The sequence below is a fragment of the Rothia sp. HMSC071C12 genome (assembly GCF_001813895.1).
GTDB lineage: Bacteria > Actinomycetota > Actinomycetes > Actinomycetales > Micrococcaceae > Rothia > Rothia mucilaginosa.
Genome location: NZ_KV814378.1, coordinates 222,971 through 244,836 on the forward strand (window position 1 = coordinate 222,971; position 21,866 = coordinate 244,836).

17 protein-coding genes are annotated in these 21,866 nt (G+C 60.0%); 4 read left to right on the forward strand and 13 right to left on the reverse strand.

What is annotated here, in order from left to right; translation table 11 throughout:
• Nucleotides 1-161: 161 nt before the first annotated feature.
• Together HMPREF2942_RS08630 and HMPREF2942_RS08635 are read left to right on the forward strand one after the other, a co-directional pair.
• A complete protein-coding gene (locus HMPREF2942_RS08630) occupies nucleotides 162-1,460 on the forward strand; it encodes a nicotinate phosphoribosyltransferase (protein ID WP_070688877.1) in 1,299 nt (432 codons plus the stop codon).
• A gap of 74 nt (nucleotides 1,461-1,534) precedes the next feature.
• The gene (locus tag HMPREF2942_RS08635) at nucleotides 1,535-2,161 is read left to right on the forward strand and encodes an isochorismatase family protein (protein WP_070688878.1); all 627 of its coding nucleotides are present in this window, start codon (nucleotides 1,535-1,537) and stop codon (nucleotides 2,159-2,161) included.
• A gap of 202 nt (nucleotides 2,162-2,363) precedes the next feature.
• Here the strand turns inward: HMPREF2942_RS08635 and HMPREF2942_RS08640 are convergent, their stop codons facing one another.
• The 7 genes from HMPREF2942_RS08640 to HMPREF2942_RS08670 form a co-directional block, all read right to left on the reverse strand.
• Nucleotides 2,364-3,734: a hypothetical protein gene (locus tag HMPREF2942_RS08640; protein ID WP_070688879.1), complete on the reverse strand. Its 1,371-nt coding sequence runs from the start codon at nucleotides 3,732-3,734 to the stop codon at nucleotides 2,364-2,366.
• A 496-nt stretch (nucleotides 3,735-4,230) separates the two neighbouring features.
• Nucleotides 4,231-5,766 carry a transcriptional initiation protein Tat gene (locus HMPREF2942_RS08645; protein WP_070688880.1) on the reverse strand — a complete coding sequence of 512 codons (1,536 nt, stop codon included), beginning with the start codon at nucleotides 5,764-5,766 and terminating at the stop codon, nucleotides 4,231-4,233.
• 593 nt (nucleotides 5,767-6,359) lie between these two features.
• Nucleotides 6,360-8,147, reverse strand: coding sequence for a DEAD/DEAH box helicase (locus tag HMPREF2942_RS08650; protein WP_070688881.1), 1,788 nt, complete (start codon nucleotides 8,145-8,147; stop codon nucleotides 6,360-6,362).
• A 334-nt stretch (nucleotides 8,148-8,481) separates the two neighbouring features.
• On the reverse strand, nucleotides 8,482-8,781 hold the full coding sequence (locus tag HMPREF2942_RS08655) for a DUF3039 domain-containing protein (protein ID WP_005506434.1): 300 nt from the start codon (nucleotides 8,779-8,781) through the stop codon (nucleotides 8,482-8,484).
• Between the two features lie 295 nt (nucleotides 8,782-9,076).
• Complete coding sequence (locus HMPREF2942_RS08660) at nucleotides 9,077-10,753, reverse strand: transporter (RefSeq protein ID WP_070688882.1); 1,677 nt, start codon at nucleotides 10,751-10,753, stop codon at nucleotides 9,077-9,079.
• Nucleotides 10,729-11,745 carry an ABC transporter ATP-binding protein gene (locus tag HMPREF2942_RS08665; RefSeq protein ID WP_070688883.1) on the reverse strand — a complete coding sequence of 339 codons (1,017 nt, stop codon included), beginning with the start codon at nucleotides 11,743-11,745 and terminating at the stop codon, nucleotides 10,729-10,731. Before HMPREF2942_RS08665 ends, HMPREF2942_RS08660 begins: the two co-directional genes overlap by 25 nt.
• A gap of 317 nt (nucleotides 11,746-12,062) precedes the next feature.
• On the reverse strand, nucleotides 12,063-13,061 hold the full coding sequence (locus HMPREF2942_RS08670; RefSeq protein WP_070688884.1) for a co-chaperone YbbN: 999 nt from the start codon (nucleotides 13,059-13,061) through the stop codon (nucleotides 12,063-12,065).
• Nucleotides 13,062-13,355: 294 nt separating this feature from the next.
• On the opposite strand from HMPREF2942_RS08670, the gene HMPREF2942_RS08675 reads away from it, so the two are divergent.
• On the forward strand, nucleotides 13,356-14,642 hold the full coding sequence (locus HMPREF2942_RS08675; RefSeq protein WP_012903752.1) for an AI-2E family transporter: 1,287 nt from the start codon (nucleotides 13,356-13,358) through the stop codon (nucleotides 14,640-14,642).
• Nucleotides 14,643-14,823: 181 nt separating this feature from the next.
• Here the strand turns inward: HMPREF2942_RS08675 and HMPREF2942_RS08680 are convergent, their stop codons facing one another.
• Both HMPREF2942_RS08680 and HMPREF2942_RS09295 read right to left on the reverse strand, forming a co-directional pair.
• The gene (locus tag HMPREF2942_RS08680) at nucleotides 14,824-15,642 is read right to left on the reverse strand and encodes an alpha/beta hydrolase (RefSeq protein WP_049357681.1); all 819 of its coding nucleotides are present in this window, start codon (nucleotides 15,640-15,642) and stop codon (nucleotides 14,824-14,826) included.
• A gap of 84 nt (nucleotides 15,643-15,726) precedes the next feature.
• A complete protein-coding gene (locus tag HMPREF2942_RS09295; protein WP_080975040.1) occupies nucleotides 15,727-16,053 on the reverse strand; it encodes an ATP/GTP-binding protein in 327 nt (108 codons plus the stop codon).
• Nucleotides 16,054-16,300: 247 nt separating this feature from the next.
• On the opposite strand from HMPREF2942_RS09295, the gene nucS reads away from it, so the two are divergent.
• On the forward strand, nucleotides 16,301-17,014 hold the full coding sequence (nucS, locus tag HMPREF2942_RS08685) for an endonuclease NucS (protein ID WP_005506450.1): 714 nt from the start codon (nucleotides 16,301-16,303) through the stop codon (nucleotides 17,012-17,014).
• Nucleotides 17,015-17,275: 261 nt separating this feature from the next.
• Here the strand turns inward: nucS and HMPREF2942_RS08690 are convergent, their stop codons facing one another.
• The 4 genes from HMPREF2942_RS08690 to atpA form a co-directional block, all read right to left on the reverse strand.
• Nucleotides 17,276-17,533, reverse strand: coding sequence for a F0F1 ATP synthase subunit delta/epsilon (locus tag HMPREF2942_RS08690; protein WP_049340652.1), 258 nt, complete (start codon nucleotides 17,531-17,533; stop codon nucleotides 17,276-17,278).
• Between the two features lie 2 nt (nucleotides 17,534-17,535).
• Nucleotides 17,536-18,999, reverse strand: a complete 1,464-nt coding sequence (gene atpD / locus HMPREF2942_RS08695) for a F0F1 ATP synthase subunit beta (RefSeq protein WP_005507810.1) — start codon at nucleotides 18,997-18,999, stop codon at nucleotides 17,536-17,538.
• A gap of 56 nt (nucleotides 19,000-19,055) precedes the next feature.
• Nucleotides 19,056-19,997 (reverse strand): F0F1 ATP synthase subunit gamma, encoded by a 942-nt coding sequence (locus HMPREF2942_RS08700; protein WP_049340654.1) that lies wholly within the window; start codon nucleotides 19,995-19,997, stop codon nucleotides 19,056-19,058.
• A gap of 75 nt (nucleotides 19,998-20,072) precedes the next feature.
• A complete protein-coding gene (gene atpA, locus HMPREF2942_RS08705; protein WP_049354849.1) occupies nucleotides 20,073-21,698 on the reverse strand; it encodes a F0F1 ATP synthase subunit alpha in 1,626 nt (541 codons plus the stop codon).
• Between the last annotated feature and the right edge of the window lie 168 nt (nucleotides 21,699-21,866).

Consider the following 21,866-nt stretch of genomic DNA (forward strand, 5'->3'; position numbering starts at 1 on the left):
GTGTTCGTCCTGCGCTGCTGCGGTGTTTATCCTAGTTTGCTCCCGCGCAGAGTGCTGGTAATTTGTCATACTACAGCACTTAGAGTCAAGAATACTTTATGTAGTGATTGACACGCCGGTTTAAGAAGAAAAATACCCTAATACCCCACTACAATAAACACATGGCTACTACCTCTCTTCTCACCGACCACTACGAACTGACCATGCTCCAGGCGGCACTCGCCTCCGGCGCAGCCAACCGTAAGTGCACCTTCGAAGTCTTCACCCGCCGCCTGCCCGCGGGCCGCCGCTACGGCGTCCTCGCAGGCACCGGCCGATTCCTAGAAGGCCTCGCTAACTTCCGCTTCAACGACGAAGAACTCTCTTTCCTCTCCTCCCGCAACATCGTCAACAAAGAAACCCTCTCCTACCTCGAATCCTTCACCTTCAGCGGCAACATCCGCGGCTACGCAGAAGGCGAAGCATTCTTCCCCCACTCCCCCGTCCTGCAGGTCGAAGGCACCTTCGCCGAAGCGTGCGTCCTCGAAACCTACCTGCTGTCCATCCTGAACTTTGACTCCGCCGTGGCGAGCGCCGCCTCCCGCATGAGCGCAGCCGCAGGCAACCGCCCCTGCCTCGAAATGGGTTCGCGCCGCGCCCACGAACGCGCCGCCGTCTCCGCCGCACGCGCCGCCGTTATCGCCGGCTTCGCGGGCACCTCCAACCTGGAGGCTGGCCTGCGCTACGGCCTGCACACCATCGGCACCAGCGCCCACGCGTTCACCCTGCTGCACGACAGCGAACGTGAAGCATTCGAGGCGCAGCTGCGTTCCCTTGGCGCCCGCACCACCCTGCTCGTCGACACCTACAACGTGGACGATGCAGTCCGCCTCGGCGTGGAACTCGCCGGCGAAGAGCTCGGCGGCGTGCGCCTGGACTCCGGCGACCTGGTCGCCACCGCGGCTCGCGTGCGTGAACTGCTCGACTCGCTCGGCAACACCCACACCAAGATCACCGTCACCAGCGACCTGGACGAGTACGCCATCGCATCCCTGGCGGCAGCACCCGTGGACTCCTACGGTGTGGGTACCAAGCTGGTCACCGGTTCCGGCGCGCCGACCTCCTCCATGGTGTACAAGGTTGTTGAGCGTGAGAACTCCGCCGGTGAAATGCAGCCGGTCGCTAAGGCGTCAGCTGGCAAGGCGTCCATCGGTGGCGCCAAGCGTGCGGCCCGCCGCCTCAATGGCATGGGCATTGCGACCGCCGAGGTTCTGGGCACCCACGAGGACCCGAGCCTGCTCGAGGACACCCGCCCGCTCATGGTGGACTTCGTCCGCAACGGCGAGCTGCTCCCCGGCTTCACCGGTGAGGAAGGCGTGCGCCGCGCAACCGCCCGCCACGCAGCATCCCTGGCTGAGCTTCCCGAAGCTGCCCACCGCCTCTCGGAGGGTGAGCCGATCATTCCGACCGAATTCATCTAAACCACCCTTCTGAGATACTGTTTTTCACCTGGCGAATCAGAGTGAAAACTCATTCCTACTTGTAAAGGACAGACATGTCTAAGGCACTGATTATTGTTGACGTGCAGAACGATTTCTGCGCCGGCGGCGCCCTCGCCACCGAGCGCGGTGCGGAGGTTGCCGCGCTGATTAGCGAATACGTGGAGAACAACCACCACCGCTACGACGCGATTGTCGCCACCCAGGACTGGCATATCGATCCGGGCTCGCACTTCTCTGACACCCCCGACTACGTTGACTCCTGGCCGGTGCATTGCGTGGCTAAGAGCAAGGGTGCGCAGATTCACGAGAACCTGGACACCGACTACATTGAGGCGTACTTCCGTAAGGGCCGCTTCGAGGCAGCATACTCGGGTTTTGAGGGTCTTCTCGCCCCCGAGGATGAGGTCGCAACCGGCGAGCACGAGCCCGGTGTAGATGCGTCCGAGGACGGCCCGCAGACTCCCCTGTCGGAGTGGCTGGATGAGCGCGGCATCGAGTTCGTCGATGTTGTCGGTATCGCCACCGATTATTGCGTGTCGGCAACCGCTCGCGATGCGGTCGATGCAGGCTACGAGACTCGCGTACTGATTGATCTGACCGCGCCCGTGCACGAGGACAAGTTAGACGACGTGGTTGCCGAGCTTGAAGATGAGGGCGTTGAGGTGGTTGAGGTTCTCTAACCTCCACCAGCTCTGCCGGTGACTCGCTATCTAGGCGGGCACTGAATACCGGGCGCTGAATATACAGAGGCGGGGAGCCTGGGATGTACTATCCCGGGCTCCCCGCCTCTTAGTGTGTCCACGACCTAGCGTGCCCGCAACTTAGCATTCTCAGCACCCGCCGGGCAAAGAACCCCGGCGGTCATGTAGCCGATTGAGCCGCTTACTTGAAGCGAACCTCCGCCATGCCATTCACGCGCACGTTCGGGCCAGCCGGCGCCTCCTTAGTGCCAACGATTGCGCCGTTACGCACGCTCGGCGCCAGGTAGGATCCGCCAGCACCACCGGCGCCGCCCTGCTGAACGTAGCCGACCGCGCGGCGCGGGTTCTTCGGGTTGTTGCACCACTGCTGCGAGATGATGATTGCCGAAACCGCGTTCGCCACGCCGGAGCCGCCACCACCGTAGCCCGCACCGCCGCCAGCAGACACCACGGTCTGGTAGCCGAAGAAGTTCTTGCTGATGGTGATGCTGGTGGTTCGTGCGGTTGCGGTACCGGTCAGGTTCTTCGGGTCGTTCTTGTCGTACTGGTAGGCGTACGCACCCACGCCGTCCGCACCGTTCGCGTTGAAGCCGCTACCGCCGGTTGCGCCCGCGGTGCTGGTGCTGTGGATGACCTGCTTGTTCTGGGAGCCGAAGCCGACCAGACCGTGGTCGCCAGTGGGCAGGCTATTGGGAATAGCGCCCATGCCGCCTCGACCGCCGGAGCCACCCGTACCAGGGGTTGCGATGATCTTCAGGTTCGCCTCGACGCTGTAGGCGTCGCTTGCGGCGGCACCTTCATAGCCCATGGCGGCTTCTGCATTACCGCCGGAGCCGCCGCGCACCCATTCCAGGCCACAGACCGGACTAATGGCGTAGCTGGAGCCGGGCAGCGGTGCGGTGGAGCTGGAGTTACGCACGTGTCCACCGCCACCACCTGCTGCGATAGCAACCACGGTGCCGTTGACCAGCAGTGCGGAGGAGCCGCCACCGGATGCGGCGTAAATGCTGCGCTTGAAGTGGGTGTGAGGTGCGCCGTCGCCAGCGGTGGGGTTGCCGTAGGTGCGGGGGTTTGCCGCGTCGATAATAGCCTTCGGACCTGCGGGAACGGTGACCTGCGCGGCGGAGGAGCCACCCTTGCCGTAGCCTTCGCCGCCGGTGGCGGGCTTGGATTCGTTCCAGCTTGCGCCGTTGCGGGTGACGCGCTCAAGCACGCCGATGCCGCCGGCTGCCGCGACGATTTCTACGGTTGCACCCGGGGTGACGCTGACGGTGCCGGTGACCTTGGCACCGCATCCGCCCTGGCTGCGTGCCATGACGGTGCCGCCCGCGCCGCCGGTGAGGGTGAAGCTGAGTTCGCGTACGCCCGCCGGGACGGTGAAGGTTTTGACGGTCTTGCGGCCGTTTGCTTGTCCCTTGATGGTGTGGGAGGTACCGGTTTGTGCACCGTTGGCGGCGTATGCGGGTACGGCGGCGGAGGCTGCGATGATGGGCAGTGCCCATGCTGCGCCAGTGAGGATGGTGCGGCGGGGGGGGTGTGCGTTGTGTGGCATGAGGTTTTCTTTCATGAGGGGTTGAGAGGATGCAGGTTGAGTGGGGTGAATAATTTACACCTTTGTGCACTGGGTGCAATATTCATTTTCTAGAGTATAGACACCGAAAAACATTCTCAACTCACCACGCCATGACCTCGCTCAACCCACCCTTTCTCGGATATAGCGAAGGCCCGCAGACACCGAAGTGTCTGCGGGCCTTCAGGCTGGCGCATTACTACCAGCCTTTTCCTCAAAAGCCATTGGTTTCGTCGTTGAGACTCAACGAGACATCACTCAATGGCGTTCTCCGTGAGTGGCCAAAATACACCAAGAGACCACTCGCCAGAGAAGCACACAGTCCTCATGCCAGATACGCGCGGATGCACCCCTGGAGGGACTAAAACTTAGGGGCCGATTCTCCCACTCCTAATGAGTTTTCAGGAGCGGGAGAACCGGAAGGGTTAGTATCTAACCCACCGAGCAACCCAAGAGGGAGACTCGGATAAGCACGCTATTAGGAGCGCTCGCAGAGGGTGACCTTCACGTAACCGGGGTTACGAACGCCGGATTCCTTCGCAGCGTTGTTAGCGGAGGAGATAGAGCCTCCAGCAACAGAGGGAGCAACGTAGGAGCCACCTGCGCCACCTGCACCAGCCTGGAGCAGTGCACCAACATTCTGGCGGACACCACCCTTAGCAGCGGTGTTACCATTCCACTTCTCGCCGGTCAGAATCGAAGAGAGTGCACGAACAGCACCGGAGCCACCGCCACCGTAGCCAGCGCCACCACCTGCGGAGACAACGCCCTGGTAGCCATTGAAGCTCTTCTTTGCAGAATCAACCTCAAGGCCGCCCTTCTCATCGCCCTTAACCACGCCTGCATCGATAGCCTTCTGGTTAGTAACGGGGATAGACTCCTTCGGCAGATCGGGGTGGTTATCCAGCTGGTAGGAGTATGCGGAGACACCGTCTGCACCCTTACCGTCGAAGCCGTTACCACCGGTATCACCTGCGGTAGAGGAGCTGAAGATTTCCTGGTTGTTGGTGGACACGAAGCCCATCACACCGAAAACGTTAGCCAGTGCGTAGAGGCGAGGCTTCTCACCACCGGTACCACCGGTGCCGTTGCCACCACCCTTACCGCCAGCAACTTCCATTGCGGAGGTGGGGGTACGCTTACCGGATGCATCCTTCAGGTGGGTATACCAGGAGACAGAGGTCTCTGCATCGTCACCGGTTGCTGCGGATGCGCTTGCACCTACAGGCAGAACAGTGGTGTTCGAGGTGTCGCTCAGAGCGGTGGTGCTGGTGTCCTTCGCCTTAGAGTTGAAGTAGGGGTTGGGCTCAGTACCAATAACCTTACCCGTAGAATCCTTCTTCTCACGGGTTTCATTCAGAACATTGTTAGTAGCCGGCTGGGTACGGATACCCGCACCGCCACCGCCACCTGCAAGAGCCACAACGGTACCGTCAATCACCAGAGCGGAGGAGCCACCACCGGAACCGCCGTGAATGTAACGCTTCATGTCGGAGCCACCAGGCCACTTAGCATCGACGCGAGACTGTGCATCCGAGGGGACGGTGTAAACATTCACGTCACCACCATTACCATAGCCCTGGCCGCCGGTTGCCGGACGGGTGCCCCAAATCTTGTAACGCTTCTCTTCCGGAGTATCAGGAGCGTTCTCCGCACCATCCACGCGCTCCAGGTAAGCTACACCACCGGCAGCTGCAACCAGCTCGATAACCTGGCCTTCCTTGACGGGGATTTCACCCACAACGAGAGCGCCGGAACCACCAGCAATAGACGAGGAACCGCCACCTGCACCACCGGCAACCTCGAAGCGAATCTTGTCAACCTTAGCGGGAACAGTGAACTTCTGGGTGTTCTTAGCACCGGAAGGCTGGCCAGAGATATTGAACTTGGGAGCAGATGCGTACGCGCACTCAGTAGAAGATGCGAAAGCGGGAACCGCAGCAGATGCTGCAACAACCGGAGCAGCCCATGCTGCGCCAGCAACAACCTTGCGGCGAGAAATGTTAGTAGACATGTATGTCCTTCGAGAGTGATATCTTGGGCATTCACTCCCACCAAGAACGCGGCCGATAAATCCACGCAGGGCAGAACGCACACACAAAAGTGAAGATAGCGTGCAGAAGAGAGTGAATGCATGATGTTTCTATACAAGCGTCAGCCCCTGCACGCCCAGAAGATCAAAAACACAAAGGTCAGCTTCAAAAGCACAGGGAAACCCAACACTTGGAGAAAGCATACCCCCCCCCGTATTAAAATTTCAAGCGAAAAACGCACACAATCTTCCATAAACCCACTTTGACATGCAGTGTTCAACCAGTACTTGAACTTTTATTCGCACACATTTCTCCCCTAAATCCCTCTAATACATCTTCCATAAACAACCTTCAGACGATGTTTTTCTCAAATTAAGGGGCAAAAACCAACATTAAGTTTTTTAAGAACCACCTATTCCCACTATCTAACCGACTTATTTCTCCGCGTATGTGCTTTTAAGCACCTGAGAAAACCTTCAGGTAAAAATCACTCAAAGAGGTACAGCTTTCCTCCACACACAAAAGCCCCGCGAGCGCACACCCGCGGGGCTTTTCTCTACGTTCTATCCACGTTCTATCGTCGGCCAACGAACCAGTCCGACAGCTTATCGATACGCGCCTGAATCTGCTCCGCAGAAGCCTGCGCGACCGCCGGGCCGCCACAAATCTTACGCAGCTCATTGTGAATCACGCCGTGCGGCTGACCCGAACGAATCGACCACGCCGCCACATTCTTCGCCAACTTATTGCGTAGCTCCTTCAACTGGCGGTGATCCACCACCGAAGGTGCCGCAGTCGCCGGACGACGCGCCGCATGCTCACGCTGATGCGCTCGCAACAGCGTACCGACCTGTTCGGCATCCAGCAGGCCCGGAATACCCAGGAAGTCCTGCTCCTCCTCACTACCCACGGCAAGGTTGCCGGAGGCGAACTCGGCGCCGTCGAACAGCACACCGTGGAAGGACGCCTCGGAGCCGAGCGCCTCGAACTTGCCGCGTGCCAGCTGCTCGGAGGCGCGTTCCTCGCGGTTTGCTTCTTCGAGCAGGTGGTCGTCCAGGCCTTCAACCATGGGGTCGATTTCCTGGGGTGCGCCGCGGTCGAGGGCATGGTCGCGTTCTACTTCCATGTCGTTGGCGAGCATCATCAGCTGCGGCACCGACGGCAGGAACACGGAGGCGGTTTCGCCGCGCTTGCGGGCACGCACGAAACGGCCGATAGCCTGGGCGAAGAACAGCGGGGTGCTGGTGCTGGTGGCGTACACGCCCACGGCGAGGCGGGGCACGTCCACGCCTTCGGACACCATGCGCACGGCGACCATCCAGCGCTGCATGCCTTCACGGAATTCGTCGATTTTCGCGGAGGCTTCACGATCGTCAGAGAGGATCACGGCGGGGTATTCGCCGGTGATTTTCTGAATCTGTTCGGCGTAGGCTTTGGCGTCCGCGTGGTCGGTGGCGATGACGAGCGCACCGGCGTCGGGCACGGTGCGGCGCACCTCGGTCAGGCGCTTATCGGCCGCCGCGAGCACGGTCGGGATCCATTCGCCGTTGGGGTCCAGTGCAGTACGCCACGCCTGGGAGGTAATGTCCTTAGTGAAACCCTCACCGAGGTTTGCCGCCATTTCCTCACCGGCGGAGGTACGCCAACGCATCTGGCCCGAGTACGCCATGAAGATGACCGGGCGCACCACGTGGTCCTTCAGTGCGGGGCCGTAACCGTAGGAGTAGTCCGCTTTGGAGCGGCGGATACCGTCATTGTCGACCTCGTAGGTGACGAACGGAATCGGGGAGGTGTCCGAACGGAACGGGGTACCGGTCAGCGCCACGCGGCGGGTCGCATCGTCGAATGCCTCGCGCAGGCCGTCACCCCAGGAGAGGGAGTCGCCGGCGTGGTGAATCTCGTCAAAAATCACGAGGGTCTTCGTCGCCTCGGTGTTGCGGGCGTGCAGCTGCGGCTTATTCGCCACCTGCGCGTAGGTCAGCGCCACACCCTTGTAGTGGCGGCTGATGGTCACATCCGCGTTCTTGAAGTTCGGGTCAATAGGAATGCCGACCTTTGCGGCGGCGTCAGCCCACTGCTTCTTCAGGTGGTCGGTCGGCGCCACAACGATGAGCTGGCGGACCGTGCCGCGGTTGAACAGTTCCTTGGCGAGGGTCAGCGCAAACGTGGTTTTACCCGCGCCGGGGGTTGCGACAGCCATGAAGTCGCGGGGGTTGGTTTCGAAGTACTTCTGCATGGCTTCTGCCTGCCAGGCGCGCAGGCTGACGGAAGTACCCCAGGGGGCGCGGTCGGGGTATGCCGGGGAGAGCTTCGGCTTCACCATACTGTCGAATAGTGTGGGTTCCTCTGCGGGTGCGCTCATTCTCTCCTTCTTCCTCGTCTACCTCTACTGATTCCTCCCGCCGACTCAGCGCAGGGCGTTCCTCCCCCGTGTGGAGGTGGTGGGCACTCTGGTGTTCCTAGTGCTCTGGTGTTCTTAGCGCTCTGGTGTTTCTGGTGCTCTGGCGGTCCGGGCACAGCGAGGTTAAATTCTAGCACCACATCCGCAGGTTGTTGCCGGGCTGTGGTGCAAGAATTTGGTGCTCGTCAGCAAAGTCTCATGAGCGGTGTTGGGCCGTTGAGTCTTGCTGCTGCGGCGTGTTATTTATTCGTATTTATTCAGGCGTATTTGTCTCAGGCGTGTCGCCTGGCGCGTATTATTCGCCGGAGCCGTTGTCGCCGTCGTTGCCGGGTGCGAGGCCTTCGTAGATTTCCTTGCACTGGGGGCAGACGGGGAACTTCTGCGGGTCGCGGCCGGGTACCCACATTTTGCCGCAGAGGGCGCGCACGGGTTCACCGGTCAGCGCCGATTCGAGGATCTTTTCCTTGCGTACGTAGTGGGAGAAGCGCTCGTGGTCGCCGGGCTCAGAAAGCTGGGTTTCTTCGCGTTCGAGCAGTGCGGTGCCGCCTGCGGTTCCTGGGCCAAAGGGGTCTTCGATGCCTTCGATCGAGCTCATGTTTCTCCTTGATGATGAGGTGGGATACATAGGGTGAGGGGTGCCGCTGCACGGTTGGGTGATTGGCGCCTTCTCTATTTTAGTAGCAGTTGGGAGGTGCTGAGCCCCCGGGCGGTCAATATGGAGGCAGACCACAGCTCAACCATAGACTCTTAGGTATTGCGGTGAGCTTCTTTCCGCTAGAAGTTCGGGGCTAGAAGTTCGGGCGGCACAGAAAAGGGGTTCCGTTCCAGGCTTAGTACCTAACACGGAACCCTTCTCTTTTATTCCTGATGTGCTGGAGCTTCGACTCTTGTTAGTTCGCTTGGAAGCGTGCCACACGCTCCAGCATCTTGGAGCTGACCTTGTCATAGCGGTGGCCGCCCCAGGCCACGCCGCCCACGAGCAGTGCAGCACCAATCAGCAGCTGAATCAAGCCACCGTAGACGAGGGTCAGCACATCCTGCGTGCGGAAAATGTACACGACAACAGAGATACCGCCAGGCAGCGCGCTGAGCATCACCAAAACTATAGAGAGCATCAGCAGCAGCTGCTTAGCGAAGCCGTCAGTGTTCTTCGGGTTCTTGAACGGGTTAGCCCCGGGAGGTGCCACGGGCGGACTAATGAAGGTATCCAGTACGCATCCAATACCTGCAGCCGCGGCGAACACGCCCAGCTGGTGCATCAGCACAATGGGGAAGAGCTCCAGGTGTCCGTTTGCTACGCAGGCGACGAACACCATCACCACCACGACCGGAACCGTCAGGATGCTGTATCCCCAGAGACGGCCGATGCGGTCATCAATACCGCGCAGCGGAGAGAGTACGTGCAGGCTGAATGCAGTGTTGTCGTATGAGACGAGGTAGCACATGTAGTAGCCGGTGAAGATGGTGCAGAAGTACATCCAGAATCCGAAGAGCTGCATGACGCCGCTATTGATAATCTGGTTGGCTTCAGCCGCGTTAACGCCGTTGAAATTGACCCGGCTTTCGAAGGAGCCTACCGAGCTCATGAACAGCGGCATACCCACCGTCAGTATCAGGTAAAGCATGGCGGTGCTGACGGTCAGCATCTGCAGGCGGTTGTCTTTCAGGAATGAGTGCAGGGTTCGTGCCGCTACGGCGCCTCGCGGGGTTGCGGGGAAGCGAGCGAACAGACCCAAATCACCTGCGGCGACTTCGGCAGCGCTCGCGTGGTGGGCGCTACCGCCCACATTCGCCATGGAGCGTGCAAGGTTCTTACCCCACAGCCACCAACCGCCAGCCAGGTAAACAAGGGTCAGAACCAGGCAGCCAAGGGCGGCGCCCATATTGCCGGTCGCCATAAAGTAGGGCACCGCAAACGCGGAACCGAAGGGCGTCACGCCCAGCCACGGCAGGTAGGGCAGCACCTCATCCCAATGCTCGGTCAGGTAAATCATTGTGCCGCCGAAGATAAAGCCGGCACTCATCATCAGGAGCGCGGCAACAATCATCAGGGTGTTGGCGATGCGCGGGTTATCGTTCAGAACCATGCCCAGACGGTTTGCGAGACGTGCCCACACCATGAGGTTCGCAAGACCGAGCACACAGCAGATGAGGTACACGATGAGCGCGAACGGTTGCGATATAAACGTGATAGCGCCCAGCAGCACGGCAATGATGCTGGCGATGCCGGGGATACCCACGAACCCGCCGAGGAACTGACCCTTCTGCAGGGTGGAGGGCTTGATGGGGAAGAGCACGAATCGGCTCTCGTCCAGGGTGCCGTCCAGTCCGCTAAAGAAGATAGGGACGACTGCCCAGGCGAGCGCCACAACGGTGCCCACAAGGAGGGTTCCGAGCTGACCGTATTCGGGGACCTTCGAATTAGCAATCACGTATGTGGAGCCGAGGCCGAAGAGCATACCGCCCGCGTAGAGCGCCGCAAAAATCAGGCCGATGAGCGCCCAGATGCTGCGGCGGAAGGAGGCGAGCACATACTGCCACTTTAGTGAGACGAGGTGCCCAACCATGACAATCCTTCCGAGGAGGTGCGGCCACCGACCAGCTGCACGAATCGTTCTTCAAGGCTCATGCCGGCGCGTACTTCATCGACGGTTCCGGCGGCGAGAATACGTCCGGAGTCCATGACAGCTACGTGGTCGCACAGGCGCTGGACAAGGTCCATCACGTGCGAGGAGATGATGACAGTTCCGCCGGAAGCAACGAAGCCGCGCAGAATGTCCTGAATATTAGCGGCAGAAACCGGGTCGACCGCTTCAAAGGGCTCATCAAGAATCAGCACGGAGGGTGCGTGGACGAGCGCGGCGGCGAGCGCAATCTTCTTGGTCATACCGGCGGAGTAGTCGGCAACGGCACGACCCGCAGCGTCGGTCAGGTCCATGGCCGCGAGCAGGTCCTTGACGCGGGATGCGACAGTTTCCTTATCGATTCCGTGCAGGTAGCCGGAGTAGGTGATGAGCTGCTCGCCGGTGAGCTTGTCGAAGAGGTGCACGCCGTCGGGTAGCACACCCAGGTGTGCTTTGGCCTTGAGCGGGTCGGCCCACATGTCGATGCCTCGCACGTATGCGGTGCCTTCGCTGGGCATGAGCATGCCGGTGACCATGGAGATGGTGGTGGTTTTACCGGCGCCGTTGCGGCCGACCAGTCCGTAGAAGGATCCGGAGGGGATATCCAGGTTAATGCGGTCGACGGCGACCTTCTGACCGAATGCCTTGGTGAGGCCGCGGATTTCGATAGCGGGGCGGGCGCCAGCAGTCGGTGCGGCCTGCGGGGTGACGGGTAGCTGCGGTGCTACCGATGCGGGAACTACAGCTTCCGGCGCTACAGGCTCGAGGTTTGTAGCTTCCGGCGCTGCAAATTCGGGGACTATAGCTTGAGGTACTGCCGCGGCGGGGGTTGCCTCTACTGCGGTCTCTTGTACCGGGCTGGTCTCTTGTACCGGGTTCTGCGGTGAACCTGGTTCTTGCGGGTTCGGGTCCTGGGGAAAGTGACTAGTGTTCATATTTTCACCCTATCACCCTTGTAGAAAGGTCTACAGGCTTTGGCTATAAAACCCGCATATTACGCATCCGTCATGCAGTATATGGACATTCCGGGGCTCTACATATAGCGTCCTAGCGCGCTATCTGTCAGATTGGGCTGGCCGTTCTCCCCACCCTCAAAACCGCCAAAAACTGCAAAAACAGAACGGGCTACCGCCTACCCCGCAGCCCGAGTGCAGGGGTAGACGATAGCCCGTCCGTATTCAACGTTTCAGCCGCCTAGATTAGCCAGAGCTAGCTAGACCGGCTCATGACGTTTCCCGGGTGACAGCTATTTTTAGAACAGCGCCATGGTCAGCGCCGCACGCGCCTTGACGGTGCGCGGGTCAGATGCACCCACCACGTCGAAGAGCTGCACGAGGCGCTCGCGCACACGCGCCTTATCGTCGGGACCTACCGCGCTGAACAGGCGCAGCAGACGGTTGTATGCGTCCTCCACGTGACCACCGACCAGGTCCAGGTCGGCTACGTTGAACGCGGCGTCAATGTTCATGGGGTCTGCCGCGGCCGCCACACGCTCGGTTGCCATGTCCAGGTCCTTCACGCGCGAGAGCAGTTCAACCTGTTCCAGGCCGAGCTTCGCTTCCTTATCGCCGGGGTTCTCGGCGATTGCCTTGCAGTATGCGGCGCGGGCACCCTCCAGGTCGCCGCGGTCTAGGGCGGCGACGGCTTCTGCGTGCAGGGGCGGCAGGGGCTTTTCGTCTTCGGGAACGACCGGGTCGAAGCCACCGGGTAGCTGGTACTGTGCCGCGAGTTGCAGAACCTGGGAGAGCACATCGCCGAGGTCTTCTGCGCTGACCGGTCCGGTGTAAATCGGTGCCGGGCGGCCCGCCAGAACAGCAACACCCGCGGGCACGCCGCTCACGCCGAATGCCTGGGCAGCTTCGGGGAGCTTGGTGACGTCCACGGCGGCACAAATCATGCTACCTGCGGCGGAGTCAACGAGCTTCTGCACGCCTTCGAGCATCTGCAGGGAGGAGGGCGAGTGCGGCGCGTAGAGCGCAAAAATCACGGCACCCTGGCTGGAGAGCTGCACGAACTTCTGGAACTCTTCGGGGGTGTTGACCTCGTAACGCCAGGTGGGGGCGGAGGGGGTCTGCTCGCCGCCCTGTTCGCCAGCAGACTGTGCCGCGTTGGGGTTCAGTTCCATGGCGTTGCGTACGGAGGCGGGAATCTCCGGCGCTACCCCGTTCTGCGCTGCACCACCCTGCGCGACGTTACCCTGTGCCGCGTTCTGGGATGCGCCGCGGTCTGCCGGATCAAAAATAATGCTCATCCTGGGCTCCTTTACGTTCTGTACCTATTGTTGCGTGCGGGCTAAATCCTTCACGCGTTCCTTCCTCTATTATCCCCACAACGCACCGTTGCGAGCGCCCGTTCTCTGTCGCCTACGCTCTGAGCTCATGCCGGGGATAGCGTTTGGGCTATTGCCCGATCCGTCCCGCAAATATCTCTCCCACATGCACTCCCCTGTCCTTGGGATTCACCGTGGACGCCGTAACAAAGTAAACCAGCCGGTAGAATGGCACAGTAGAGAAAAAATACCCGGAATGATTCGGAAAGGAAGAGCATGAGCGAGAAGAAAGCCTCAGAAGCTCCCGCAGAGACGACATCGTCCCCCGAGACGCGCAAGAAGGAATCCCTCACCGATCAGCTAACGGAGACCTTCAGCGAGCTGACCGAAAGCATTAGCCAGGTGCGTTCCAACCGCCGCCGCGCTTCTATGCCTCCTACGGATACCATTCCGGTGGTTCCCGCCGCTTCTGAGGATGCGCCTCCCGCACCGAAGGTGGTCGGCAACGGCAAGGCATCCATGATGCACAACCCGGTCGCTTTTGGTTTCCTCATGACCGTGGGCGTGGGTCTGGCGCTCTTCGCCTACTACATTTTCAACAATGTGGGTGCCCTGGTGGGTTGGGTGACCGGTGCTATTTTCATTGCTCTGGGTCTAGACCCGATTGTGCGCCGCCTGGAGTCTTGGGGCATTAAGCGCGGTATCGGCGTGATTGCTGTGCTTGCTGGTTTTGCTGGCGCCGTGACCGGTCTGGTCATGACCATTGGCCCAATTATTAGCGAGCAGGCATCTAAGTTTGTGCAGTACGCGCCGGGTATCTATCAGAACACAATTGATTCTGATTGGTACCACGAGCTTGATCAGCGTTTTAACATCAGCACCTGGGTGAATGAGAACGTCCCTAAGTTCTTGGAGTCAACGTTCTCCTCTTCACAGGTCAATAGCTTCATGTCGAGCCTGGTTTCTGCGGGTTCTACCCTGGCGCAGAGCGTGACCGGCGTGATTATTGTGCTGTTCCTGTCCCTGTACTTCCTCACCTCGATGGACACTATCAAGGCGTGGGGTGTGCGCCTGGCGCCGGCGTCCAAGCGTGTGCGCGTCAAGTACATTACCGACAAGATTACCGAGTCGGTGGGTAACTACGTGATGGGTCAGGCTCTGGTTGCTGTGCTGAACGCGTTTGTGGCGTTCTTGATTATGGCTTTTTTGGGCTTTAGCTTCCCGCAGTTGATGGCTTTGGTCGTCATGATTCTGGCGTTCATTCCGCTGGTTGGTGGCGTGATTGCGCTGATTTTGACCTCGCTGATTCTGCTGACTCAGGGTTGGAGTCTGGCGCTGTGGTTTGCGGTGGCGTACTTCCTGTACTTGCAGGTGGAGGCGTACCTGATTTCTCCGCGTATTATGGCTCGCGCTGTTTCGGTTCCTGCCGGTGTTGCGATTATTTCTGTGGCTGCCGGTGGCGCGCTCTGGGGCGTGCTGGGTGCGCTGATTGCTATTCCGGTGGCGGCTTCCATGCTGATTCTGGTGCGTGAGGTGTTCATTCCTCGCCAGGACCAACTGTAGTCACCGCCCAGTTGTAGTCGCCTCCCAGCTGTAGAGTCCCCTCTAGGTTCTCTACGCGCTCACGGCTCTTCCACCGAGCAGGCGTTTAAGACATAAGGCGGCGGCTTTGGATGTTCTATCCAAAGCCGCCGCCTTGATATTTTTATGCAGTGTTTTTACGCTGTGTTTTTATGCCAAACCTTTAGAGCTCAGTGATTTCTTCTGTCACCGGGCCATTGTATTCGGTGGGCAGCTCAGTGGGTACACCGGTCACGATGCTGACCACGGTGTTGAGGACCTGCTGCACGGACTTCTCGCCCACCCACAAGTGCTTGCACCCCTCAAAGGGAATCACCCGAGTACGCGGTACAGCCGCAAAACGCTCACGCGCTGCCGGAGGCTGCAGGTAGTCGTCGTGCTCGGGCACCAGCGCGTACAGCGGGTTCGAGATCTTGTTCCATTCGTCCAGCTCAGCCGGGTGCACGCGGTGCAGCGGCGGGGAGAGCAGAATAGCGCCGGTGAACTCGTTCGCGTATTCGGGCGCGTACTTGAGCACCAGCTCGGTGCCGAAGGACCAGCCGACCAGCCAGGGGTTCGGCAGGGCGCGCTCGCGTACGAACTTCAGGATTGCGTCGAAGTCCTTCTTCTCGGCAAAGCCGCCGTCAAAGACGCCTTCGCTGGTGCCGCGAATCGAGGAGGTGCCGCGAGTGTTGAAACGCAGCACCGCAATGTTCGACAGCGCCGGCAGGCGGAAGGACGCCTTCTTGTACACGTGCGAGTCCATGTAGCCGCCGTGGGTGGGTAGCGGGTGGAAGGTCACCAGGGTTGCCTTGACTTCGCCTTCGGGCAGGGCGAGTTCACCGACGAGGCGCTTGCCGTCCGCAGTGGTGACGGTAAAGTTCTCACGGCGTGCCGGAAGCACAGTACGTGCCTTAATGGGGGTGGGCTCAGCGGCGGTGCTGAAGACGTAGCGGGCGGGATCAAATTCCTGCGCGCGGGTGATATCGGCGGTGTTGCTCATTGCGTTCCTTCAAGAAATGGATTCGAGAATGTGGTTTTGGTCAAGAATGTAGTCTTAGGCTGCACCTTAAGTGCAGTGTTCAGCCTATTTGCGGCGGGTGCGCCAGCAATGCTGATGCCAGTGCCTGCGCTCATCAATGGCGCGGCTACGGCCCATCGTGTGGCTTTCCTGCCACACCACCAGGTGCGCTGTTCTGGGCGGAATCGAGCGGTAGCATTCGGGGCAGGTGTAGGTTTTTTGGGCGTTGACGGCGGGAATGTATTGCACCAGCCAGTCACCGTATCGGTCACGTTCCAGTCGAGGTGCAGGGTCGAGGATCCTGCTGATATCACGCCCTGCGGGTGCTTGACGGTGCCACTTATCGCTGGTGGTGCCGGATACTCGCCTGCCGGGATGATTCTTACGTGCCATGAGCCCTATTCTACCGCGCTGCTCAGCTATCTCTATCTACCTACCCTGCCGCTGTTCGCTCTGCGCTCTTCCTCATACTGGCGTGGTACTCATGCTGAGGCGGTACTCCCCCGCTCTGTGCCGCACCTCCCTACTGTGCCGTACTTCCCTACTGTGCCCCCGTACCGCGACCTGTACCAAGCTCAGGTTCCCTAGCTCATACCCTCACCTGCTAGAGCCAAACACTCGTACCTGCTAGAGTGGACGGATGCGTATTGTCATTGCTGAATGCTCCGTAGATTATGAGGGCCGCCTCCGCGCCCACCTGCCCCGCGCTACCCGCCTGCTGATGGTCAAGAATGACGGCTCCGTCCTCATTCACTCCGACGGCGGTTCCTACAAGCCCCTGAACTGGATGAGCCCTCCCTGCTCCCTGCTGGTAGCTGAGCGTGAGGACGTTCCGCAGAGCATCCGTGAGGACCTAGAGTCCGATGTTCAGCAGCTGTGGACCGTTCAGGCAGCTAAGAGCGATGACCGCCTCATGATTCGCATCTACAAGATTGAGCACGAGCACGCCACCGACCTGGGTGTTGATCCCGGCCTCATCAAGGACGGTGTGGAGGCTGATCTGCAGCGTCTGCTCGCAGAGCAGATCCACACTCTCGGTGAGGGCTATTCGCTGGTGCGCCGCGAGTACCCGACCGCTATCGGTCCGGTAGACATCATGGCGAAGGATGCGCACGGCGTCTCCGTGGCGGTTGAGCTCAAGCGTGTGGGCGATATTGACGGTGTGGAGCAGCTGACCCGTTACCTGGAGTTGCTCAACCGTGACCCGCTGCTGGCACCGGTGCGCGGCGTATTTGCGGCACAGACGATTAAGCCGCAGGCACGTACCCTGGCTGAGGACCGCGGTATCCGCTGCGTGAGCCTGGACTACGATGCGATGCGCGGCGTGGACGACTCCGCTGACCGTCTGTTCTAGCTGACCGTCTGTTCTAAACGGCTCTAGGCTAAGCAGCTGCACATAGCTTGAGGGGCGCCTCCCGACCATGGGAGGCGCCCCTTTTCAGCCCATCATCTTTCTGCCCGCGCTCTTTCGGCGCACGCGTTCTTTCTGTGCACACTCTCGTTCTGCGTAAACAATCTACCCCCGGATACACCAATCGCCGGTGCCCCTCCCCTTTCAGGGTGGAACACCGGCGAGGTGTACACAGTGGCTAATTCCCGCTGAGGGGAACCAGCTTTAGATCTGTGCGTGCTTTGCAACGATGGTCACGTGATCGTTCGAGACGGTCAAGAAACCTGCGTTGAGGATGGTCTTAATGGGCTCACCATCAACGGGTTCAATGAGCAGCTCGCCGTCCTGTGCCAGCAGCGTGCAGGTGGGGATCATGCCCGGCAGGATGCCGAGGTCACCGCTGACGGAGCGTGCACGAACGTACTTCGCTTCGCCAGTCCACACGACGCGTTCGCGGGAAACAACTTCAACTTTCAGAGCCATGATTACTTAGCTCCAGTCTGTGCCTTGATTTCCTCGTAGCGGCGCATAACGTCGTCCATACCACCAATGTTGTAGAACGCCTGCTCGGGGATGTGGTCGACATCGCCGTTGCAGATCATCTGGAAGGACTCGATGGTGTCCTTCAGCGGAACGGTCGAACCCTCGACACCGGTGAACTGCTTTGCAGTGTAGGTGTTCTGGGAGAGGAACTGCTCGATACGACGTGCACGTGCCACGACGATCTTCTGCTCCTCGGAGAGCTCGTCCACACCCAGAATCGCGATGATGTCCTGCAGTTCCTTGTTTTCCTGCAGAATAGCCTTCACACGAATTGCGGTGTCGTAGTGCTCCTGACCGATGTACTGTGCGTCCAGAATTCGGGAGGTGGAGGACAGCGGGTCAATTGCCGGGTACAGACCGCGCGATGCGATTTCACGAGAGAGCTCGGTGGTCGCATCCAGGTGCGCGAAGGTGGTTGCCGGCGCCGGGTCGGTGTAGTCATCCGCAGGCACGTAAATTGCCTGCATGGAGGTGATGGAGTGACCGCGGGTGGAGGTAATACGCTCCTGCAGCAGACCCATTTCGTCCGCCAGGTTCGGCTGGTAACCCACTGCGGAGGGCATGCGGCCCAGCAGGGTGGAAACCTCAGAACCTGCCTGAGTGAAACGGAAGATGTTGTCGATGAACAGCAGCACGTCCTGGTTCTGAACATCGCGGAAGTACTCCGCCATGGTCAGACCGGTCAGTGCCACGCGCAGACGGGTTCCCGGGGGCTCATCCATCTGGCCGAACACAAGAGCGGTGTCCTTCAGAACGCCTGCTTCTTCCATTTCGACCCACAGGTCGTTACCCTCACGGGTACGCTCGCCAACACCGGTGAACACGGAGGTACCACCGAAGTTACGAGCCACACGGGTAATCATTTCCTGGATCAGCACGGTCTTACCCACGCCTGCACCACCGAACAGACCAATCTTACCGCCCTTGATGTAGGGGGTCAGAAGGTCGATGGACTTAATACCAGTCTCCAGCATTTCGGTGGAGCCTTCCAGCTCTGCGAAGCCGGGAGCGGCACGGTGGATCGGCCAGTAGGTGTCAGCCTTGATCTCGGAGTTCGGCACGTCGAGTGCGTCACCGAGAACGTTGAAGATGTGGCCCTTCACGCCGTCACCAACGGGGACGGAGATCGGTGCGCCGGTGTCGACTACAGCCTGACCGCGGACCAGGCCGTCAGTCTGCTGCAGGGAGATAGCGCGAACGATCGAGTCGCCCAGGTGCTGTGCGGTCTCGAAGGTGATGGTGCGGGTGCGACCGTCGAGGGTCAGCTCGGTGGTCAGAGCGTTGTAAATCTCGGGGACCTGACCGGCGGGGAACTCGACGTCGACCACGGGGCCGATGACGCGGGCAATACGACCCGTTGCGCCCTGAGTCGGTGCGGAGACCGATTCGTTGTAGGTGGCAGTCATATTTCTCACTTACTTAGAAAGTTTGGACAGTTGATGGCTTCGTTGGCGTACAAGTACTAGGAGCCGAGGGCGTCTGCGCCGCCCACGATTTCGGAGAGCTCCTGAGTAATTTCCGCCTGACGTGCGTTGTTCATCAAACGGGTGTACTTGGTAATCAGCGTCTCAGCGTTGTCACCTGCGGTCTTCATCGCGCGCTGGCGGGATGCCAGCTCACTTGCTGCTGCCTGCAGGAGGCAGGAGAAGATACGCGATGCAATGTAGCGCGGCAACAGCGCGTTGAGCACTTCCTCGGCGGAGGGCTCGAACTCGAAGGATGCCGCCTGCTCGTACTCAGCCTTGGTCAGTTCCTGGTCGGGAACGATTTCCTCGCCCATAGCCTTTGCGTCACCCACGTGGATGGGCAGCAGGCGCAGGATCTTGGGTTCCTGAACAACCATCGACTTGAACTCGGTGTATACGATGTGCAGTTCGTCCACGCCGCCCTCTTCGAAGGGCAGGTCGTAGGCTTCGAGCAGCGCGTCACGAATTTCGACGGCAGTTTCAACACGAGGTGCATCGGTGTGCCCCTCCCACGCACGGGCGTAGGGGCGCTCACGGAACTCGAAGTAAGCCTTTGCCTTACGGCCAACCAGGTACAGCTGTACCTCCTGGCCGTTAGAGCGCAGCCTCTCAATCAGAGATTCGGTACGACGCAGGATAGCGGAGGAGTACGAACCTGCCAGACCGCGGTCGCTGGTAACAACCAGGATTGCGGAGCGGCGGTGTTCGTAGGTTCCGAACTCGTGCGGCTTGTGAATCAGCGGGTGCTTAATACCGTGCTGAGTCGCAACCGCAGTCACCACGCGGGTCAGAGCGTTCGCGTAAGGGCCGGCTGCCTGAGCAGCGTTACGAGCCTTGTTAATGCGGGAGGTCGCGATCATCTCCATCGCCTTGAAGATCTTCTTCATAGACGACGTCGAAGCAATCTTCTGTCGGTAAACCCTAATCTGGGCTCCCATAGAGCTTCCTTTCTCCTTGCTTTCTGCCCCGCCCCAGCCTCATAGCTGAGGCGGGGAGAAGGCGAGGACTAATCGCTAACCGATGGTTTCCTGAGTGATGTCGCTATCGCGAGCTGCCTTGTGCTCCTCGTGACCTGCGTCGACGAGGTGGCTGCTGCCCTCAGACTTGAAACCCTGCTTGAAGTCAGCAACTGCGGACTTCAGAGCTGCAACGGTGTCATCCTCAAGCTTGCCGGAGGAAGCGATATCGGTCAGTACCGAGGTCTTGTGACGCAGGTACTCGATGAAGCCTTCCTCGAAGCGCAGCACGTCGGAAATCTCGATGTCGTCGAGGTGACCGGAGGTACCAGCCCAAATGGAGACAACCTGCTCTTCAACTGCGTACGGGGTGTACTGCGGCTGACGCAGCAGCTCGGTCAGGCGAGAACCGCGGGTCAGCTGTGCCTTGGTAGCGTCGTCCAGGTCGGATGCGAACATTGCGAACGCTTCCATTGCACGGTACTGTGCCAGCTCCAGCTTCAGGGTACCGGAGACCTTCTTCATAGCCTTGGTCTGTGCGGCACCACCAACACGGGAGACGGAGATACCGACGTCGACTGCCGGACGCTGGTTAGCGTTGAACAGGTCGGACTGCAGGAAGATCTGGCCGTCAGTAATGGAGATGACGTTGGTCGGAATGAAGGCGGAAACGTCGTTTGCCTTGGTCTCAATGATCGGGAAGCCGGTCATCGAACCTGCGCCCAGGTCGTCGGAGAGCTTAGCGCAACGCTCCAGCAGGCGGGAGTGCAGGTAGAAGACGTCACCGGGGTATGCTTCACGTCCCGGCGGGCGGCGCAGCAGCAGGGACACAGCGCGGTATGCTTCTGCCTGCTTCGACAGGTCGTCGAAGATAATGAGGACGTGCTTGCCACCGTACATCCAGTGCTGGCCGATAGCCGAACCGGTGTAGGGTGCCAGGTACTTGAAGCCTGCTGCGTCGGATGCGGGAGATGCCACGATGGTGGTGTACTCCAGCGCGCCGCGAGTCTCAAGGGTGTGGCGGACAGCTGCAATGGTGGATGCCTTCTGGCCAACAGCCACGTAGATGCATCGAACCTGCTTCTCGGGGTCACCGGAAGCCCAGTTGTCCTTCTGGTTCAGAATGGTGTCGATCGCGATAGCGGTCTTACCGGTCTGGCGGTCACCAATGATCAGCTGACGCTGACCGCGACCGATCGGAATCATCGAGTCAATTGCCTTCAGACCGGTCTGCAGCGGTTCGTGAACCGACTTACGCTGGGTCACGCCGGGAGCCTGCAGCTCCAGTGCACGGCGACCTTCAGCCTCAATGGGGCCCAGGTCATCGATCGGGTTACCGAGGGGGTCAACAACGCGACCGAGGTACGCGTCGCCAACGGGCACCGAGAGGACCTCACCGGTGCGGTGTACGACCTGGCCCTCTTCAATACCGGTGAAGTCACCCAGGACAATCACACCAATATTGCGGGTATCCAGGTTCTGTGCGAGGCCGAGGGTGCCGTCTTCGAAACGAAGCAGCTCATTCGCCATAACCGAGGGAAGGCCCTCGACACGAGCGATACCGTCGGAGGCCGATACAACTCGACCCACCTCAACACGTTCTGCATTGCCGGGTTCGTAAGACGCTGCAAACTCGTTCAGCGCATTACGGACATCTTCGGCATTGATGGTCAGTTCGGCCATCTTGTGTCCCTGCTCTCTCATTGTGGTTGCGTTCCGTCAACGGAACCAACCGAAACTTGCAATTCGGGTTGAACGGGCGGGCAATGCCGCCGCTTCTGCGAAGGAGGCATCAGCCACGCACCCGCTACCCGAGGTATCTTCTAAATCACCGTTGCGACGAACGGTTCA

Coding starts and splice junctions, on each gene's coding strand:
- HMPREF2942_RS08630 (WP_070688877.1), top strand. CDS start 162: ATGGCTACTACCTCTCTTCTCACCGACCACTACGAACTGACCATGCTC.
- HMPREF2942_RS08635 (WP_070688878.1), top strand. CDS start 1,535: ATGTCTAAGGCACTGATTATTGTTGACGTGCAGAACGATTTCTGCGCC.
- HMPREF2942_RS08640 (WP_070688879.1), bottom strand. CDS start 3,734: ATGCCACACAACGCACACCCCCCCCGCCGCACCATCCTCACTGGCGCA.
- HMPREF2942_RS08645 (WP_070688880.1), bottom strand. CDS start 5,766: ATGTCTACTAACATTTCTCGCCGCAAGGTTGTTGCTGGCGCAGCATGG.
- HMPREF2942_RS08650 (WP_070688881.1), bottom strand. CDS start 8,147: ATGAGCGCACCCGCAGAGGAACCCACACTATTCGACAGTATGGTGAAG.
- HMPREF2942_RS08655 (WP_005506434.1), bottom strand. CDS start 8,781: ATGAGCTCGATCGAAGGCATCGAAGACCCCTTTGGCCCAGGAACCGCA.
- HMPREF2942_RS08660 (WP_070688882.1), bottom strand. CDS start 10,753: ATGGTTGGGCACCTCGTCTCACTAAAGTGGCAGTATGTGCTCGCCTCC.
- HMPREF2942_RS08665 (WP_070688883.1), bottom strand. CDS start 11,745: ATGAACACTAGTCACTTTCCCCAGGACCCGAACCCGCAAGAACCAGGT.
- HMPREF2942_RS08670 (WP_070688884.1), bottom strand. CDS start 13,061: ATGAGCATTATTTTTGATCCGGCAGACCGCGGCGCATCCCAGAACGCG.
- HMPREF2942_RS08675 (WP_012903752.1), top strand. CDS start 13,356: ATGAGCGAGAAGAAAGCCTCAGAAGCTCCCGCAGAGACGACATCGTCC.
- HMPREF2942_RS08680 (WP_049357681.1), bottom strand. CDS start 15,642: ATGAGCAACACCGCCGATATCACCCGCGCGCAGGAATTTGATCCCGCC.
- HMPREF2942_RS09295 (WP_080975040.1), bottom strand. CDS start 16,053: ATGGCACGTAAGAATCATCCCGGCAGGCGAGTATCCGGCACCACCAGC.
- nucS (WP_005506450.1), top strand. CDS start 16,301: ATGCGTATTGTCATTGCTGAATGCTCCGTAGATTATGAGGGCCGCCTC.
- HMPREF2942_RS08690 (WP_049340652.1), bottom strand. CDS start 17,533: ATGGCTCTGAAAGTTGAAGTTGTTTCCCGCGAACGCGTCGTGTGGACT.
- atpD (WP_005507810.1), bottom strand. CDS start 18,999: ATGACTGCCACCTACAACGAATCGGTCTCCGCACCGACTCAGGGCGCA.
- HMPREF2942_RS08700 (WP_049340654.1), bottom strand. CDS start 19,997: ATGGGAGCCCAGATTAGGGTTTACCGACAGAAGATTGCTTCGACGTCG.
- atpA (WP_049354849.1), bottom strand. CDS start 21,698: ATGGCCGAACTGACCATCAATGCCGAAGATGTCCGTAATGCGCTGAAC.